Source organism: Mycoplasma sp. CB776, assembly GCF_054343395.1.
This window is the reverse complement of the sequence record NZ_JBTGVD010000024.1, coordinates 1-17641: the sequence shown is the minus strand read 5'-3', so window position 1 is coordinate 17641 and position 17641 is coordinate 1. Positions and strand designations below refer to the sequence as shown.

The window sequence follows — 17641 nt, the reverse complement described above, 5'->3', positions numbered from 1 at the left end:
ATCTTCTGAAAGATTTATAGATAACATTTCAGCAATAATTGAAGAAAACAATGTTGAAAAAGTTGCTCAAAGAATTCAAAAAGAAATGCAAAATTATGATAAATTAACAAATATAGGAAGAAATGCACAAAAATGTTATAAAAATTGAGAAACCGTTTCTATTGATTATATAAATCATTATTTAGAAGTCATAGAAAGACATAATAAAAATAAAAAAAGTTAAAAATTAAGGAGAGTAATGAAAAATAAATTGTCTATTTTGATTCCTTGTTTTAATAAAAGTTTTTTTTATAAAAGACTATTTAGGTCTCTTATAGAACAAACAGACAAAAGATTTGATTTAATTTTTTTAAATGATGCTTCAACAGATAATACTTTACAGGATTTAAATCAATTTAAAGATAAATACAATAATTTATTTAATATTAAAATAATAAATTTAGAAAAAAATAGTGGCATAGCAAACGCTAGAAATATTCTAATTCAAAATTGCCAAACGGAATATTTTTTATTTATCGATCCAGATGATCTTATAACAAAAAAAGCCATCTCCGAATTTAATAAACTACTTTTTTCAGAAAATAAATATGATATTATTACTGCTCATTTCTCTTTAATTTTTAAAAATATCCCCATTTTAAATTTGATAAAAACCAAATTTTTAATAAAATCTAAATATAAAAACAATATTGAATATATGCAAGATCAACTCCTATTTATTTGAAATAAAGTTATAAATAAAGAATGATTTTTAAATTTAAATATTTCTTTTTTAGTAGGTTATACTTTTGAAGACATACCAATATCTTGTATTTCTCTTTTATCTTCAACTAATAGCTATCATCTTACTTCCACAACTTATAAATATGATTTAAATTTACAAGGTTTATCAAAAAAACATAATATTAAAAAAATAGTAAGTATTACTAGAAATTTGGATTTTTTATACACTGAATTAAAAAATAGAAATATTTATAAAATATATGAAGAAAAAATTGAAAGATTTTTTATAAAAAAACTTTTTATTCATATTTTTTTTAGTCATTATAAATTAAATAAACAAAAAGAATTTAATATAGTTTTAAGTGAATTTTATTATATTTTAGAAAAATACAAAATTGATGAAAGACTCGATAACTATAAAACTAAATTTATTTCACTTTTTAATATAGCCTTAAGAAGTTATAAAAAGTTAAGATATAATCATGGAAACAAAGAATAAAATAACAATTTTGATACCGATTTTTAATGCTAAAACAACTTGTGAAAATTTGTTTTTATCAATAACTAAACAAACAGACAAAAGATTTAATGTATTATTTTTAAATAATGGTTCTACAGATAATACTAAAGCAGTTTTACATAAATTTAAAGATGAAAATAAAAATATTATTGATATAAAAATTATTGATTTTGTTCAACACTCAGAAAGTTCTCACATAAAAAATTACTTAGTTGATAATTGTAAAACTGAATTTTTTATTTTTTTAAATTTTACAGATGAACTTGAAGCAAATGCTATTTCTGAATTTAATAAAGTATTGTATTCAGCGGAGAAAAAATATGATATAATTCTTTCTGATTTTTCATTTAGTAATAAAAATAATTTATTTATAAATCTATTTAAAAAAAGAATTTTTATAAGGGAAAAATACAGAAAAAATATAAATTTTGAAGTAGAGCAATTTACTTTTATTTGAAATAAAATAATTAATAAAGAATGATATAAAAGTTTATATTTACCTTTTTATTTAGGTTATGCTTATGAAGAATTTTCTGTTGCTTTGGTTTTATTTTTATTAACTGATAATATTTATTATATTCATAAAAAATTGTATAAATATGATTGAAATTCAAATGCAGATTTTAAAAGTCATACTACAGATAAAATAGTAGGAATAGCAAAAAATTTAGATTACTTGTATTTACAATTAAAAATAAGAAATAAATATGAGTTATTTGAAAAAACATTTGAAGAAACTGTTTTATGTTCAATTTTTATTCATATTTTCTATAATAAAAATAAGCAAAATATGGACAAAAAATTTCAAGACGCTTTAAAAGAACTTTATAAGTTTATTGACAAGTATGATTTAGAAGTCAAACTTTCTAAATATAGAAAAGATTTTACATTTAAATTCAATAGTTCATTAAGAAGTTACGATAAATTTAGACATATTAAAAGAGATTTTTAAATAATTAAAATCCAGTGCTTTGAGGCACTGGATTGTTTTTTTACTTTTATTCTTTATGTCTAAAGAAAGAAATAATTGTTTCTAAAGCGTTTTTGATATCAACTTTTGATTTTAATTCTTCGCTTTTTATTAAAGGAGTTACAAAATCAACGAGTTTTTTTTCTGTTTCTTCATTGATGTTAGAAAGTAAGTCTTTAATTTTTGCATTTTGTTCATCAATTTCAGGATTTGTTAATTTTGCTTCATTATATAGTTTTTGTATATTTTCTTTTAAGTATTCAGTAACAATTTTTTTCTTTTCTTCTGTTGTTGCTACTAAGTAATCTGGACGATCTGCAGTTAATCTTTTGATGGTTTTATCAACTACTTCATTTAAAGTAGGTTCCACATTAAATGATTTAAATTGATTTTTTATAATTGGAAATACAATGTTTTGTATTCTTTGATCATTAACTAAATTAGAAACATCGGTTAATATTTTTTTAAGTGTTTCTTTTTCTTGTTCGCTTAAATTTTTATAATCTTTGGTTAATAAATCTTGTAATTTGTTAATATTAGTTGCAAGATCTGCTCCGTTTTTAATAATTCCATATAAGTTATGAATTCCTGTACCTTTACCACCTGTTAGTATTTTTACACCAATCTCTGTAGAATTGGCATAACTTGTTTTTTTATCAGAAGGGAAAAGCAGTACGTTAGAAAATAAAAGAGCACCTGGCACTGTTAACAATAGATTAGTTCCTGCAAAAACACCACCATAAATTAATTTGCTCATTTTAGTGAAAGTTTTATTGCTTTTTTTCTTTTTAATTTTACTGAAAATTGCTATTACTAGTGCAATTGTAAAGAAAATAAATCTAAAAATTCAATAAACTATTAATGCAACTACTGTTGCAGCTAAAGTGGTAAAACCTTCTGGATCATCAAGATGTTCCTTAGCATATTTATTAGCTACACTATAAAAAATGACTGTACCAATTATAGTTATAATAATAGAAACAAACTTAAAAATGGTAAATTTAAGTTTTAAAAAATAACCGGTAACTAAAGAAAAAAGTATAGAAAAAGCAAATAAAATAGGAACTCAAATATGTGGCGAAGAACCTTTCATTGAGTTTAATGTATTTAAAATTGAACCAATAAATCCTTCCATTATTGCTCATCCTCCCAAACAAATTCATATTCATATATTCTAACTACATCGCCAGCTTGTATGTTGAGTTCAATAAGTTCATTTCAAACACCAATTTCTTTTAGTTTTTGATTAAATCTCATTAAATTATCATGTGATACAATAGGGATTTTGTTGTAAATTTCTTCTACTTCAGGACCAAATACTTCAAACAACCCTTCATGTATTTTTTTAACTTCGTGATATTTCTCTAAAGTAATTGTAACTTCGGAGAAAGTTTTTTCAAAAATAGGGGTTTTTTCTTTTTCTAGTGCTTCTCAAAGTTTGATTTTTAATGTATCAATATTTTTATTTTTAATCGCACTAATTTCCACTATTTCTAAGTTTTTAAATTTCTTTTTAAATTTAGATAGTTGCTTTTTAAAAACTTCTTGGTCTGATTTATTAGCAACTATTATTTGTTTTCTTTTTTCTAAATTTAAATTATAAGTTTTTAATTCTTCATTAATTTCAATATAATCTTTTATTGGATCTTTAGTTTCGTCGCCAAAGTCAATTATATGGGCAATAACTCTACATCTTTCAATATGTTTTAAAAATTGAATTCCAAGTCCTTTACCTTGTGCTGCTCCTTGGATTAAACCTGGTAAATCAGCAGCAACAAAGGAATTTTCGAAAACTTGAACAAGACCCAATTGTGGAACTAAAGTTGTAAAATGATAATCTGCAATTTTTGGTTTTGCATTTGAAATTCTAGACAAAATTGTAGATTTTCCAGCTGAAGGTTTTCCTAAAAAACCTACGTCTGCTAAAACTTTTAAATTTAGAGTTAAATTAAATTTTTCCCCAAAATCACCATTTTCACTGATTTTGGGAGCAGTATTTTTGGAAGACTTAAATTTAGTGTTTCCTCTTCCTCCCTTACCACCTTTTGCTATTAAATAATTTTCTTCTGTTATGATATCGTGCAGTAATTTGTTTCCTTCATAAATAAGAGTTCCGATTGGTACTTTGATATAAATATCTTTTCCAGCGGCTCCATATTGATTTTTTCTTCTACCGTTTTCCCCGTCATTTCCTTTAATTATTTTCTTTAAATACAAAGGAAGAAGGGTGTTCATTCCAGGATCTCCTACAAAATAAATAGAACCTCCATTACCACCATCACCTCCATCAGGACCACCACGATCAACGTGTGCTTCTCTTCTGAAAGCAATCATTCCATTGCCACCTTTTCCAGCTTGTACCTTCAATTTTACTTCATCTATAAATTTCATTAATTCTCCATATCTATAAATAAATGCTAATATTATTTAGTATTTTAAATAATAACACATTTACACAAATAAAAAAAGAAAGAATCAAACTTGTTATAAAAGTTTTATTCCTTTTTTTGCTAATTCTTCTTTATATTCTTTAGGTCAAAAACTGGATTGTACTTCACCTATGTGTTGTTTTTCAAGTAAAAGCATACTTAATCTACTTTGTCCTATTCCACCCCCGATTGTTAAAGGTAAAAGATTGTTTACAACATTAAAGTGATATGGTGAAATTTTTTCCACTTCTGCTTTTGATTTATTTGCTTGAGTACAAATGGATTCTGAATCCACTCTAATACCCATTGAAGAAATTTCAATTGCTTTTTCAAGAGTTTGAGAATAAATTATTAAATCACCATTTAAATTTCAATCATCATAATCAAACGCTCTTAATGATTGAATTAAACCTGATTTCATTTTATGTCCTATTTGATAAATAAAGACAGTTCCTTTTGATTTGGTAATTAAATTTTCTCTTTCATTAACGGAATAGTTAGGATATAAATCCTCTAATTCTTGCGAAGAAATAAAGAAAACATTTTTAACTAATTCTTCTTTTAATACGGGAAATTGCTTTTTTAATTCTTCTTTGGTTTTCAAAATTGCTTTGTAAATTTTATTAACAATGCTTTTTAAAAAATCAATATTTCTATCAGAAGCTTTTATAATTTTTTCTCAGTCCCATTGATCTACATAGTATGAATGTAATTCATCTAAGTCTTCTTCTCTTCTGATTGCATTCATGTCTGTATAAATACCTTCATAAAAGTCATAATTATAGTCTTTTAAAGCCTGTCTTTTTCATTTAGCAAGTGAGTGAACAACTTCTAGTTTAACATCACTATTTTTAGTGGTAAAACTTACTGGTGATTCTCCGTTTAAACCATCATTTAACCCTGTTTGTTTTTCAACAAAAAGAGGAGCGGTAGCTCTAGTTAGATTTAATTCTTTTTTAATTTCTTCTTGAAATATTTTTTTTAAGTTTTGAATTGCTAATTGTGTTTCTTTTATATTTAATTTTGTTTTATTCATTTTTTTCTCCTTTTAAATAAAAATCTTTAATTATATTAAAATATTTTTCAAAGTTTTCATAGTAAATCATATGTCCAACTTTTTCAAAAACTTCTATTTGAATATTTTTAACATTATTATAAAAATATTTTATACAATTTTCCCTGTCTATAACAGCATCTTTTTCTCCAAGTAACAATAAAGTAGGAATTTTAATTGAATTTAAACCTTTTTCTATATTATTCATTAAATTTATATTTGGCAAACTTTCCCCTAATTTCACTATAGTTGGATTGTTGAATAGATAAGGATCAAAATTATTTTTTTCTTTTTCGATAAACTCTTTATTCATAAATAAAGGTGTTGGATCATAATACAAAGCTTTCAAAAATGTCTTATATTCTTCAAAAGTTTTTGGAAAATAAGAATTAAAGTAATCTTCTTTTTTAACTAGTGAAGATTTGTTCATTGGTGCTACATAAATTAATTTTGAAAATAAAGATGGTTCTTGTAAATAAGCAAGAGAAATTATTCCCCCACCCATAGAATGACCGATTAAGACCACATCTTTTAAATTATTTTCTTTAATAAATTTAATTAAAAGATTTGCAAAAGAATAAACGCTAATTTCATCGTTATTTTTAGCTTCTAATAAATCATTTCCAGGAAAAGATATAGCATAATAATCACTTAAAGTTCATTTATCCATAAAAACATTGTGTCTGCTGTGATTTGAATTAAAACCATGAACAAAAATTACGGGATTTTTGGGTTGATTATTATCTTTGAAAACAAAGGGATAATCATATTTTATTTTTTTCATTTTTTAATTTTCCTTTTTCTTTTAATTTTAAAAAATACTTTTTTATTAAATTATATAATTTTCTTCAAAAATAAAATATAATTAAATAAGCATAATAAAAATAAACAAGGAGAAAAATGAGTTTAGTAAACGCAAAATTAATGATGAAAGATGCATATAAAAGAAAATATGCTATTCCACACATTAATATCAATAATTTAGAATGAGCAAAAACAGTTTTATTAGCAGCTCAAGAAATGAAATCACCTTTAATTCTTGCAACTTCAGAAGGTGCTGTTAAATATATGGGTGGTTTTAAAACCATTTATGGAATGGTTACAGGGTTAATTAGTGAATTAAAAATAACCATCCCAGTAGCTCTACACCTTGATCATGGTTCATATGATGCTTGTGTTAAAGCTATAAAAGAAGGATATACTTCAGTAATGTATGATGGATCACATTCTGACTTTAAAACAAACTATAACAATACTAAAAAATTAACCAAACTTGCTTTAGTACACGGAGTTTCTGTAGAAGCTGAAGTAGGAACTATTGGTGGTGAAGAAGACGGAATCATAGGAAATGGAGATTTAGCAAACCCAGAAGAAGCTAAAAAAATGGCAGCTTTAGGAATTGATATGTTGGCAGCGGGAATTGGAAATATTCACGGTCCATACCCCGCTTCATGAAAATCATTAAATTTTGAAGCTTTACAAGAAATTTCTGCTAAAGCAAAAATTGGTCTTGTTCTACATGGTGGTTCAGGAATACCAAGCGATCAAATTAAAAAAGCAATTTCTTTAGGAATTGCAAAAATTAATGTAAACACTGAATTACAACAAGCAAATGCTAAAGCTATTTGAGCATATGTTGAATCTGGAGAAGCTAAAAAAGGAAAAAACTTTGATCCAAGAAAATTATATGCTCCAGGAACAGCAGCAATGAGACAAACAGTAATTGAAAAAATTAAAGAATTTGGATCAGAAAATAGAGTTAAATAGACTCTATTTTTTTATGCGGAAAAATTTAGGAAAAATCCTTTTCATTTTCTTTTTATTTTTTAATTTTTTTACAGTTTCATGCTCTATAAAGACTGAAACAAAAATAAAAACCTATTTTGTGAATTCAGTCTATGATGGTGATACATTTACGGATAATAAGAATCAAAGGTATAGATTTTTTGGAATAGACGCTCCAGAAATAAAAGATAGAGATGGGGTCGAAACAAAAGGAAATAAACATTATTATGCTCTTTTAGCGAGAAATTTTTTAAGAAAACAGATTGATAAAAAAGAAATTCAAATTCAAATTATTAAAAAAGATAAATATAAAAGAAATGTGTCTAAAATTTTTATAAATAATATTGATATAGGACGTCAATTATTAAGAAACGGTCTAGTAATAGTCAGATACATTTCAATTGATAAAACTTCTCCTTTTTATACTGAAGATATTGATTATTATGATCAACTTCTTTCTGATTTTCATTATGCTCAAAAAAACAAGTTAGGTTTTTGAAAATTTTATTCATCACAAAAAGAAGTTGAAAAAGCCTTATATTAAGGTAATAGTTTTTATATTTTAAAAAAATAATAGTGGTATAATTTTGAAATTATGGATAAAGTTCAAATTTTTATAAAGAATAATATAAGGATAATAGTTTCTGATTTAACAAAATCAGCACAAAAAAATATTGAAGTGCAAAAATGTAATCCATTTCCAGCTTTAGTTTTAGCAAAAGCAATTTCTGTTTTTGGTCCACTTTCTTCGATTTTATCAATAAAAAGTGGAAAAGTAACTACATTTATTAAAAGTGAAAATGGAACAATAAAAAATTTGATTGTTGAATCAAGAACAGATGGTTCATTAAGGGCTTTATTAGATAATAATGATATTGTTACAGAAAAAGATGATTCAGATTTTGAAAATATACCACTTGTTCTTGGTTTAGGTAATGATGGCTTTTTAAGAATTACAAGAAATAATGGATCTCAACATTTTGGTGGAGAAGTTAAACTAATGAAGTCAGATATTGTTACAGATTTAGCCTATTATTTTAAAGTTTCTGAACAAATATATACAGCGATAATTTCAAGTGTTAAATTTAAAAACAAACAAACACTTGAAAGAGTTTATTCAGTGATTTTTCAATTATTACCAAGTCACACAGAAGAAGATATCGTATGAATTGAAAACTTTTTAAAAAATAATAATTTAGATAATATGTCTTTAGAAGAATACATAGACTCAATGGAAGCAACGTTTTTACAGGAAAAACAGTATTTTTGAGAATGTAAATTTAATAAAGAAGAAGTATTATCTTCATTAAAATTAATAGAAAAAACAGAAATTGACAAAATTCTGAATGAAGATGGGAAAATAGAAGTAGAATGTCATTTTTGTAAAGAAAATTTCTATTTTTACAGAGAGGATTTTAAATAATTATGAAAAAAATTATTTCATTAAAAAACATAAATAAGTTTTATGGACATAAAAAAGTTTTAGAAAACTTTAACTTTGATATTTATCAAGGTGAAAGAATAGCTTTGTTAGGTGGTAATGGTTCAGGAAAATCGACCACTGTTGAAATCATAGCAAGAATTAAAAAACCTACATCTGGTGAAGTTTGATGAGATGAAAATCTAAAATTAGGGATTCAATTTCAAGAATCTAAATATCCGCATGGAATAACTGTAAAAATGTTGATTGATTTTTATCTTGACAGTTATGGTAGAGAACAAGTTAGTCAAGAGTATGTTGAAGATTTAAAAAAGAAATTTAGACTAAAGGAATTAGAAAATAAACAAATCTATACATTATCTGGCGGACAACAACAAAGAGTAAATATTTTATTATCACTTGTACATAAACCAAATTTTTTAATTTTGGACGAATTATCAACAGGATTAGATATTAAAATAAGAAGAGAAATTAGACAATATGTTATGGATTATTTAGGGGCGAATGTTAATTGTTCACTAATTTTAATTACTCACAATACTTCTGAAGCATTGAAAATGTGTAATAAAATTGTGATATTAAATAAAGGAAAGATTTTTGTAAATGAAACAATTGATAATTTACTAAGAACAAAGGGAAATATAGATACATTTGTTGATGAGTTTTTTGATACAGTATATTCAGAAGAAGATGAAAAACAAAAGGAAAACGAAAAAACAAAAAACAAAAGTTTTTTAACTAAAATAAAGGAAAAATTAAGAAAAAGAGGATAAATATGAAAGCGATTTTTAAATTAATTAATGCTTATTACTGAAAAGGATTTTTTGGTCCATTTTTTACTGTTTTTTGACCATTTTTAGTTTTCTTACTTTTAGGAAATGTAACTTATTCAACCACACTATCTAGTTTAGAAAAAACAGGTTTACCTCAAGCAACCATTGAAACTCAAATATATTCACTAGCTAAATCAATAATTGTTGGAGTTTTAATCTCAACAATTATTTCTAATGGATTAATAGGTTTTTCAACAATAATAGTTGATTTCAAAAAATCAACACTTATAAAAAGAATTGGTTCTGCCAATATAAGTAAAACACATTTTATGATAGCTAGTTTGTTTTACCAATTTGTATGAACTTTATTTGTAATCATCTGAGTTCCTTTATTAGGATCCTTATTACTTGGTTTTAATAAATATTTAGATTTTGGAATTGGTTTTAACATAGGATTATTGAGCATTTTGCCTTTAATTGCCCTTGTTTTCTTAATTTCAATTTCTATGGGATTTTTAATAATTTCTACTATAAATAGCACAATTGGAGCATCATCAGTAGCTAATTTAATTTTCTTCCCTATTTCCTTTTTATCTGGTGGTTTTGGTAATGGACAACCTAATTTAGAATATGCGCCAGCTATTAAATATTTTTCATATTTAGTTCCTACAAAATATTCCACAGATCCTTTATTTGAGGTTTTCAAAAATGGTGGATATAGTAATTTATATGAAAACATGGGATGACAAAGTTTTGGATTTCCAATAATTGGAATAACAATTGCAGCTATTTTCATTTTAATTTCTGTTAAAAAATTTAAATGAGGTGAATAATGAAAGTAAAAACATTCGCTTCAGTAGAATCTTTTACAGGTGGGGCATTTGCAAGTAGATTGGTTTTAGAACCAGGTGCTTCTAAATATTTCAAAGGTTCATTGGTGACCTACCAAAATGAAATAAAGGAAAAATTAGGTGTTAACACATCAAAAGGTGTGGTTAATTCAGAAACTGCACTTAATATGTCTTTAAAAGGCAAAGAATTTTTTAATGTAGATTTTTGTATTTCATTTACAGGAAATGCAGGACCGACAGTTATGGAAAATAAAGCGGTAGGCGAAGTTTATATAGCTATAAATGATGAAGTTTTTCCTTTATTATTAAGCGGAAATAGAGAACAAATAATTAATCAAGCAGTAGATTTTGCTTATGAAAAATTTCTAAAATTAAAATCTTAAAATAGGAAAATTCAACGTTTTTTCCTATTTTTGTTTTTTTATCAATAGAAAAGTAAATTTTAAGAAATTTTAATAGAGGTGAAAAATATGGAAAATAATAAAATTTTAAAAGAAGCATTAAATGAAATAGAAAAAAAATTCGGTAAAGAATCAATTATGTTATTAGGGGAAAAACCTCCAGTAGATACAGAAACTTTTTCTTCAGGTTCTATAGCTATTGATCACGCTTTAGGTATTAAAGGTTTTCCTAAAGGCAGAATTATCGAAATTTTCGGTCCTGAATCTTCAGGAAAAACAACAATTAGTTTACATGCAATAGCAGAAATACAAAAAAATGGTGGAATAGCAGCATTTATAGATGCTGAACATTCTATCGATCCAACATATGCAAAAAATCTTGGAATAAATATAAATAATTTGATTTTATCACAACCTGATTCTGGAGAGCAAGCTCTCGAAATTGTTGATACCTTAGTGAGAACAGGTGCAATTGATTTAATAGTTGTTGACTCTGTTGCTGCTTTAGTTCCTGAAGCAGAATTAAATGGGGAAATGAGAGATCAAACAATAGGTGCTCAAGCACGTTTAATGTCAAAAGCTTTAAGAAAAATAACAGGTTCTTTAAATAAAAATAAAACAACTGTAATTTTTATTAATCAAATTAGAGAAAAAGTTGGTGTAATTTTTGGTAATCCTGAAACAACCCCTGGTGGAAGAGCACTTAAATTTTATTCTTCTATTAGAATGGAAGTTAGAAAATCTACACAATTAACAACAGGAAGTGATATAACAGGAAACCTTGTAAAAATTAAAGTAGTAAAAAACAAATTATCTATACCTTTTAAAACAGCAAATGTGGAAATTATTTTTTCTCAAGGAATTTCAAAATATGCTGAAATTGCACAATTAGCTGAAGATTTTGGAATTTTAATAAAAAAAGGTGCTTGATACTCATATAATGGAGAAAACATAGCACAAGGAAAAGTAAATTTAAGATTATATTTAGAAAATTCCCAATCATTTTTTGAAGAAATTAAACAAAAAGTATTAGATAAATTAGAAGAAAATTAAAAATGCTATAAAATATATTTATTATGAAAAAAGAAATAGGTATATTGTTTATTGGAGATGTTTTTGGAACTCCTGGAATAAAATGTATTGAAAAATTTTTACCAGTAGTTAAAGAAAAATATGAAATAGATTTAATTATCGCTCAATCTGAAAATGTTTCAGGAAGAAAAGGACTAAATTCTGAAGACTATGAAAAGATGATGGAAATCGGAGTAAATGTTTTTACACTTGGAAATCATGTTTGAGCAAATGAAGATATATATAAAATTATTGATAATAAAAATGTTTTAAGACCTTACAATGTAATAACAAGCGATTATCCAGGTTCTGGTTCTAGTGTTTTTTCCATAAATGGTTTTAATATTAGAGTCACTTCTATGCTTGGAAAAACATTTAATAAACTAAACTCTCCTTGAAAACAAGATGAAGCTAATTCTTTTTTTGATGCAATAGATGAAATAATAAGTAAACAAGAAGAATCCGAAGATTTTCATATTATAGATTTTCATGCTGAAACAACTTCTGAAAAAAATGTTTTTGGTTTATATTTAGATGGAAAAGTTGATGCATTATTAGGAACTCATACACATGTTCAAACTAATGATGATAAAAAACTACCCAATGGAACTTTATATATTAGTGATGTCGGTATGACGGGACCCAAAAATAGTGCAATTGGTGCTAATTTTGAAGAAGTTTATGAAAAAATGAGATTTAACAAAAAAGTAAGATTCAAAGTTTCTGATAACGATGTACAATTTAATGCAGTATTTTTAAAATTAAACAAAGAAAATAAAAAATTAAACCAAATAGAAAAAATTTTTTTAAACAAGTAAAACAAAACACAAATCCTTTTTGATTTGTGTTTTTAAATAACTTTATTTTAATTTTTTCTTTTTTCAAAATCAGTAATATATAAGAAATCCACCTAATGTAAAAATGGATAATAAAGCAAAAGTTGTACCTAAAGCTATAGATGTAATATTATTTGTTTTACTAATTTTATCAGTTTGTTTATTTTCAGATGTTTTTTTGTAATTGATGATTTCTTCTTTTAGGTTGTCTAAAGAATTTTTATTATAAGATTTATTTATATTAGAAAATAACGAGTTATATAATGATTTGTCTTTTATTGATTCTATTGATTTTCTTAATAAATCTTTATATTCGTTTATGCTTTTTAAGAAATCTGGATTTTGGTAATTATATAGATCATCTAAAAATTTAAGAGATTGCTGATGAGTATTAACGTTTTTATAAACTTGATTCAACCAATCTTGAACTTTTTTTTCTTTAACTAAATTTATCTGTTGTTTTAGATAGTTTTCATCAATTTTTAATTGACTAATAGAACTTTTAATTTCTGTTAAATTGTTAGATATATTAGTTTCTGAAATTTCTAAATTATTTATTTTATTATTTATATTTTTTAATGTTTGTTTATAATTTGCAAAAGTTTCTTTAATAAAATAATCTTTTAAATATAAATAATTATTATCAATATGAGTTTTTAAAGAATCAATTTTCTTTTGTTTTTCTTTTTCATATTCTTTAATAGTTTTATGTAGAATATTTATTTGCTCTTCTATTGAAGAAAAAGTTTTATTTTTATTTTGAATTAAATCATTTGTTTTTTGAATTTCATTTTGAAGATGAGTAAGTAAAGTTGTTCAGTTTTTAAAATCTTCTTTTTTTATGGCTTCAGCTTCAAATAAAATATTTTTTAATTCTTTTAGTTTTTCACCACTTTCATTTAATTTTAATAAATTAATTTTTTCTTTAAAAGAATTGTTAGCAACTAAAAAAGTTGATGGATGAGTTTCGACTGTATCTAGTAATTTTTTCAAATCAGTTGCTACAATATCTAAATTTTTTATTGAATCAGTAGTGTATAAAACTCTCTCCAAGTTAGTATATATGAAATAATTTTCATAAGCTATTGATTTTTGCTTTATAGAGAAAATTAATTGAGATTTTGCTGAATTAATTTCATTTTTAATTTTCTCTAATTTAGAATTATTTATATTAGTACTTTTTGTTAATAATTTTTCAGCATCTGTTATGCTATTTTTATATTTTATAAAGGAATTTTCTGTATAAAATTCATTTATATTAGTTATTTTGTTATCAATTAATTCTTTTATTGGACTATAATCAGCTACTAATTCAGCCTTATTTTTAATAAAGTTTAAATGGTTTTGTAAATCTATAAAAGTAGCATCTAAAAGATATTTGGAATTTAAAGCAATACTTGAGTTTTCCTTTATTTCGTTATATTTATCTTTGTATTCATCTGTTCAATTATCAAAGTTTTCAGGTTGGTTGTTAATAAATTCTCTTAAAGAATTTTTAGCATTGCTGCTATCATTGTTAGAATTGTTCATAAAGGAAATTTCGTTTATATTTGGTTTAAAATCATTCCATTCAATTATTAATTCGATAATTTTTTCATTAATATTAGAAGGTAAGTTAAAAAACATTAAATTATTAACTAATGAACCAATTAAAATTTCTTTTTCAGAGTTACTTTCTAGATTAAACATCCTTGCTTTAAATTGAACATTTTTAGATGTATTTTCACTTAAAATTCTAACCATTTTATTTTTAATATCATCAGAATTTAAAGCAATTTTGATAATTCCGTTGGAATTTGTAGGAATAAAACTTGTTGTCAAATCTTTATCAAACATAAGATTAGGATTACTATCTAGGCTAGTTCCGGATAAGTTAAAATCGTACTCATCTTTTGGCGAACTTTGATCATTGATGATAATTTCATTTATTTCTAATTTTTTATTTTCTGGATAATTATGAGTTATTTTTAGTCTTAAATATCTTACATTTAATAAGTTTAAATCAGAAGATTCTCAATATTTAAAATCAGGATATTTAGGATCGTTTAAACCAAAAGTGGTTTCAGATAGTTTTGCATTATTATTTATTGAATCATCGCTAATATCAAAAGCTTTTGTTCAAGTGATTTTATCACTAGAAACTTCAACACTTATAAATCTTGGAAAATCATAACTTTCTTTAGAATTGAAAATTTTTATTGAATCAATATCGATATTTTTAGATAAATCATATGTTACAAATTTTCCATCACTTGGATTTTCAAAAACTCTACTTGTATTGATATTGTTGTCAAATTCAACCTTTTTATCGATATTTTTAGAATTTAGATTAGTGTCTATGATTTTTCCAAATTCAATCTTATTTTCTGTATAAACGACTAATTTTTGAAAAGAAATTTCTTGACTAACCTCTGAAATATTTCTAATAATTAAGTATCTAGCTTTTGTATTTGTGTCTATATTGTTAGCATCTGTAATTTCTGTTCATATTACACCATTTATGGAATAGAACAATTTTAAGTTTGGATCATTTAACTGATTTTCTATTTGTTTGAGTTTATATATTTTTTTAAAATCAATCCCTATATACTCATTTGATTCTAATGTATAAGTTTGGTTTTGACTTAAATCAGCATTTAATAAAGTAAATTTATTATTTTCTACAAGAACATTGAAATTATTTCTTTTATTTTTGTTGGACACAAAAACATTTTCATTTGTAGGAACTTCTTTATTAATGATATCAACTGATTTTAATGCTCATCAAGTTAAAGAATTTCTAGTAGAAATAATTCTAATTCCATTCATTTTTCCTGAATTTTCAGGAATAGCAATTGAAATTTCATCATTGTTATTGGAATTAATTTCTTGCGTTAAATCTGTATAAGTGTTATTAATAATTTTTTGAATTTTAAAATGATTTAAAGTATTACCTTCTTTTTGTAATAATCTTACTGCTTTAATTTCTCTGTAATCATTAAATAAAATATCTAAATAGTCATTTTCTTTAATGGTTCCATTATCGTTTATACGGGAAATTAAGGCATATGTGGAATCATCTTTATCAGTTATATAATCAAAAAGATTGTTTTTAGATTCATTATTAACGGTTTCGCTATTGGCAATTTGTAAATTTGGACTTTTGATAGTAAATTCGGGTTTTAATGATTTTTGTTCTCCGCCTGCTACAAAAGTTCCAAGACGTCACCAAATAGGTCTGGAAACATCATTAACTATTCTTAGTTTATCTGTGAAACCAATTCCAGAAATTATTTGTCTTTTTTTATTATTTAAATGATATGAACCAAATTGTTTTCAAGAATTTGAATCATAATCAAAATATTCAATATGAAAATCAGTTAGAGTATCTGATTCTTTTGAAGCACCTTGCTCAACTAAAACTTTTGTAATATACCTTCTAGAAGGGTATGAAATAGAAACAGCAGCATTTTGTGCAAAATTACCTGAACCATTAGATGTAATTCATCATTCTGTATTTTCGTTGTTATCTAAAATATTGTTTGAATTACCGCCGTGAGTTTGTAAATTTGGAGAATCCGTTTGATTAAAGACTCCGTCCTTGAATCATTCATAAATAGAGTCTTTTTCGTCATAATCATTTATTACAAAATTAAATAATCTTATCCATCCATTGTCGCTGTTATCTTGTAAATTTCTAACTCTTACTGATTTTACATTTGGAATATTTAAATTTTCAATAGTTATAGGATTAAAATTTCCTCTATTAGAAACGTAAGCATCTCCAATGCTTTTTCATTCTTGTTCACCATCTTGGAGATATTCAAAAACAAAATTATAAAAATGATCTGCTCCACCACCCATTTTTAGATAAATTTTGTTTAAAGTTATAGGACTGGAAAATTCTGAACCTATATATTCATTAGCATTAATTCTATTGTTGTTACCATCAAATACTGCGACTGATTCATTTGATTTTTTGAATATATTCTCTATAGACACACCTAAAGAAAGATTGGAATTATTACCTCTATTACTAATAAATTTTTGAGTTACACTATGAATATCTTTATTTATTAAAATTTCTGAAGAATTTTTTAAATATATTATTATCTTTTCAAGATAAGGAATAAATTTATCAAATTCTCCATTTATTTTTATATTTGAATCACTAAAAACCATTGTTTTAGCTTGATTCAACATTTTTTCAGTTATTACAAGATTTTTACTAGATTCTGAAATTATATTATGACTTTTATATACAATTGAGTTAGCTAAATTTAAAAAACTATTTGATAATAATGATAATTTTGTTAATCAAGGTTTTAAAGATGTTATAAAATCATTATTTAAATTTAACAATAATTTTACATTACTATCAAAATTTTGAAACATAGTTTTCAATTCATTTAAATCTGATTCAGTAATGTTTTTATTTTTGATTTTTTGAATCAAAACATCAAATAAAGCACTAAAATTATCATTTTGATTTTGGTTAATAATATATTTGTAAGTTTCTAAAAATGCCTGAATTGAATTATCATTTATTGAATTTACTTTTAAAATATTTTTAATTATATTTTTTTGTAAGAGTTCTTTATTTTGAATATTATATAAAAATTTAAGATTAAATTGTTTAAGATAAAAATCATTAACTTGTGTATTATTTGAAACAGTTACAATATAAGAATTTAATTTTTCTAAAAAATTATTTTCAATATTATTATCAATAATATTTCATTTAATAGTTCCTTATTAAAACAGAAATAAAATGTCACCCCCCATTCCCAATATAAAATGTCACTTTT

Annotated in this window: 16 protein-coding genes; 11 read left to right on the top strand and 5 right to left on the bottom strand. The window is 24.2% G+C overall.

Annotation, left to right across the window (positions count from 1 at the left end; genetic code table 4):
* The 3 genes from ACXX86_RS03290 to ACXX86_RS03280 all read left to right on the top strand — a co-directional run.
* A partial coding sequence (locus ACXX86_RS03290) for a glycosyltransferase (protein WP_458561139.1) occupies nt 1-223 on the top strand: 223 nt, incomplete at its 5' end.
* A gap of 15 nt (nt 224-238) precedes the next feature.
* Nucleotides 239-1222 (top strand): glycosyltransferase family 2 protein, encoded by a 984-nt coding sequence (locus ACXX86_RS03285; RefSeq protein WP_458561138.1) that lies wholly within the window; start codon nt 239-241, stop codon nt 1220-1222.
* On the top strand, nt 1206-2195 hold the full coding sequence (locus ACXX86_RS03280; RefSeq protein ID WP_458561137.1) for a glycosyltransferase family A protein: 990 nt from the start codon (nt 1206-1208) through the stop codon (nt 2193-2195). The genes ACXX86_RS03285 and ACXX86_RS03280 overlap by 17 nt, the downstream gene beginning before the upstream one ends.
* A 46-nt stretch (nt 2196-2241) precedes the next feature.
* On the opposite strand, the gene ACXX86_RS03275 is transcribed toward ACXX86_RS03280, so the two are convergent.
* The 4 genes from ACXX86_RS03275 to ACXX86_RS03260 form a co-directional block, all read right to left on the bottom strand.
* On the bottom strand, nt 2242-3348 hold the full coding sequence (locus ACXX86_RS03275) for a hypothetical protein (RefSeq protein WP_458561136.1): 1107 nt from the start codon (nt 3346-3348) through the stop codon (nt 2242-2244).
* The gene (gene obgE / locus ACXX86_RS03270) at nt 3348-4604 is read right to left on the bottom strand and encodes a GTPase ObgE (RefSeq protein ID WP_458561135.1); all 1257 of its coding nucleotides are present in this window, start codon (nt 4602-4604) and stop codon (nt 3348-3350) included. Before obgE ends, ACXX86_RS03275 begins: the two co-directional genes overlap by 1 nt.
* A 93-nt stretch (nt 4605-4697) precedes the next feature.
* Nucleotides 4698-5678: an aspartate--ammonia ligase gene (locus ACXX86_RS03265; protein ID WP_458557510.1), complete on the bottom strand. Its 981-nt coding sequence runs from the start codon at nt 5676-5678 to the stop codon at nt 4698-4700.
* Complete coding sequence (locus ACXX86_RS03260; protein ID WP_458560408.1) at nt 5671-6480, bottom strand: alpha/beta fold hydrolase; 810 nt, start codon at nt 6478-6480, stop codon at nt 5671-5673. Before ACXX86_RS03260 ends, ACXX86_RS03265 begins: the two co-directional genes overlap by 8 nt.
* 116 nt (nt 6481-6596) lie before the next feature.
* On the opposite strand from ACXX86_RS03260, the gene fba reads away from it, so the two are divergent.
* The 8 genes from fba (at nt 6597) to ACXX86_RS03220 (ending at nt 12836) form a co-directional block, all read left to right on the top strand.
* Nucleotides 6597-7463 carry a class II fructose-1,6-bisphosphate aldolase gene (fba, locus tag ACXX86_RS03255; RefSeq protein WP_436358799.1) on the top strand — a complete coding sequence of 289 codons (867 nt, stop codon included), beginning with the start codon at nt 6597-6599 and terminating at the stop codon, nt 7461-7463.
* A gap of 118 nt (nt 7464-7581) precedes the next feature.
* Nucleotides 7582-8025, top strand: coding sequence for a thermonuclease family protein (locus ACXX86_RS03250; RefSeq protein WP_458561134.1), 444 nt, complete (start codon nt 7582-7584; stop codon nt 8023-8025).
* Nucleotides 8026-8076: 51 nt separating this feature from the next.
* Entirely contained in the window at nt 8077-8904 is an 828-nt protein-coding gene (locus tag ACXX86_RS03245) for an Hsp33 family molecular chaperone HslO (protein WP_436358801.1), read from the top strand.
* A gap of 2 nt (nt 8905-8906) precedes the next feature.
* Nucleotides 8907-9695, top strand: a complete 789-nt coding sequence (locus ACXX86_RS03240; protein ID WP_436358802.1) for an ABC transporter ATP-binding protein — start codon at nt 8907-8909, stop codon at nt 9693-9695.
* Between the two features lie 2 nt (nt 9696-9697).
* Nucleotides 9698-10528 (top strand): ABC transporter permease, encoded by an 831-nt coding sequence (locus tag ACXX86_RS03235; RefSeq protein ID WP_458557516.1) that lies wholly within the window; start codon nt 9698-9700, stop codon nt 10526-10528.
* Nucleotides 10528-10929: a CinA family protein gene (locus tag ACXX86_RS03230; RefSeq protein ID WP_436358804.1), complete on the top strand. Its 402-nt coding sequence runs from the start codon at nt 10528-10530 to the stop codon at nt 10927-10929. Before ACXX86_RS03235 ends, ACXX86_RS03230 begins: the two co-directional genes overlap by 1 nt.
* An 87-nt stretch (nt 10930-11016) precedes the next feature.
* Nucleotides 11017-12000 carry a recombinase RecA gene (recA, locus tag ACXX86_RS03225; RefSeq protein ID WP_458557517.1) on the top strand — a complete coding sequence of 328 codons (984 nt, stop codon included), beginning with the start codon at nt 11017-11019 and terminating at the stop codon, nt 11998-12000.
* A 23-nt stretch (nt 12001-12023) separates the two neighbouring features.
* Nucleotides 12024-12836: a TIGR00282 family metallophosphoesterase gene (locus ACXX86_RS03220; protein ID WP_436358806.1), complete on the top strand. Its 813-nt coding sequence runs from the start codon at nt 12024-12026 to the stop codon at nt 12834-12836.
* 42 nt (nt 12837-12878) lie between these two features.
* Here the strand turns inward: ACXX86_RS03220 and ACXX86_RS03215 are convergent, their stop codons facing one another.
* Nucleotides 12879-17288, bottom strand: coding sequence for a discoidin domain-containing protein (locus tag ACXX86_RS03215; RefSeq protein WP_458561133.1), 4410 nt, complete (start codon nt 17286-17288; stop codon nt 12879-12881).
* Nucleotides 17289-17641: the final 353 nt, after the last annotated feature.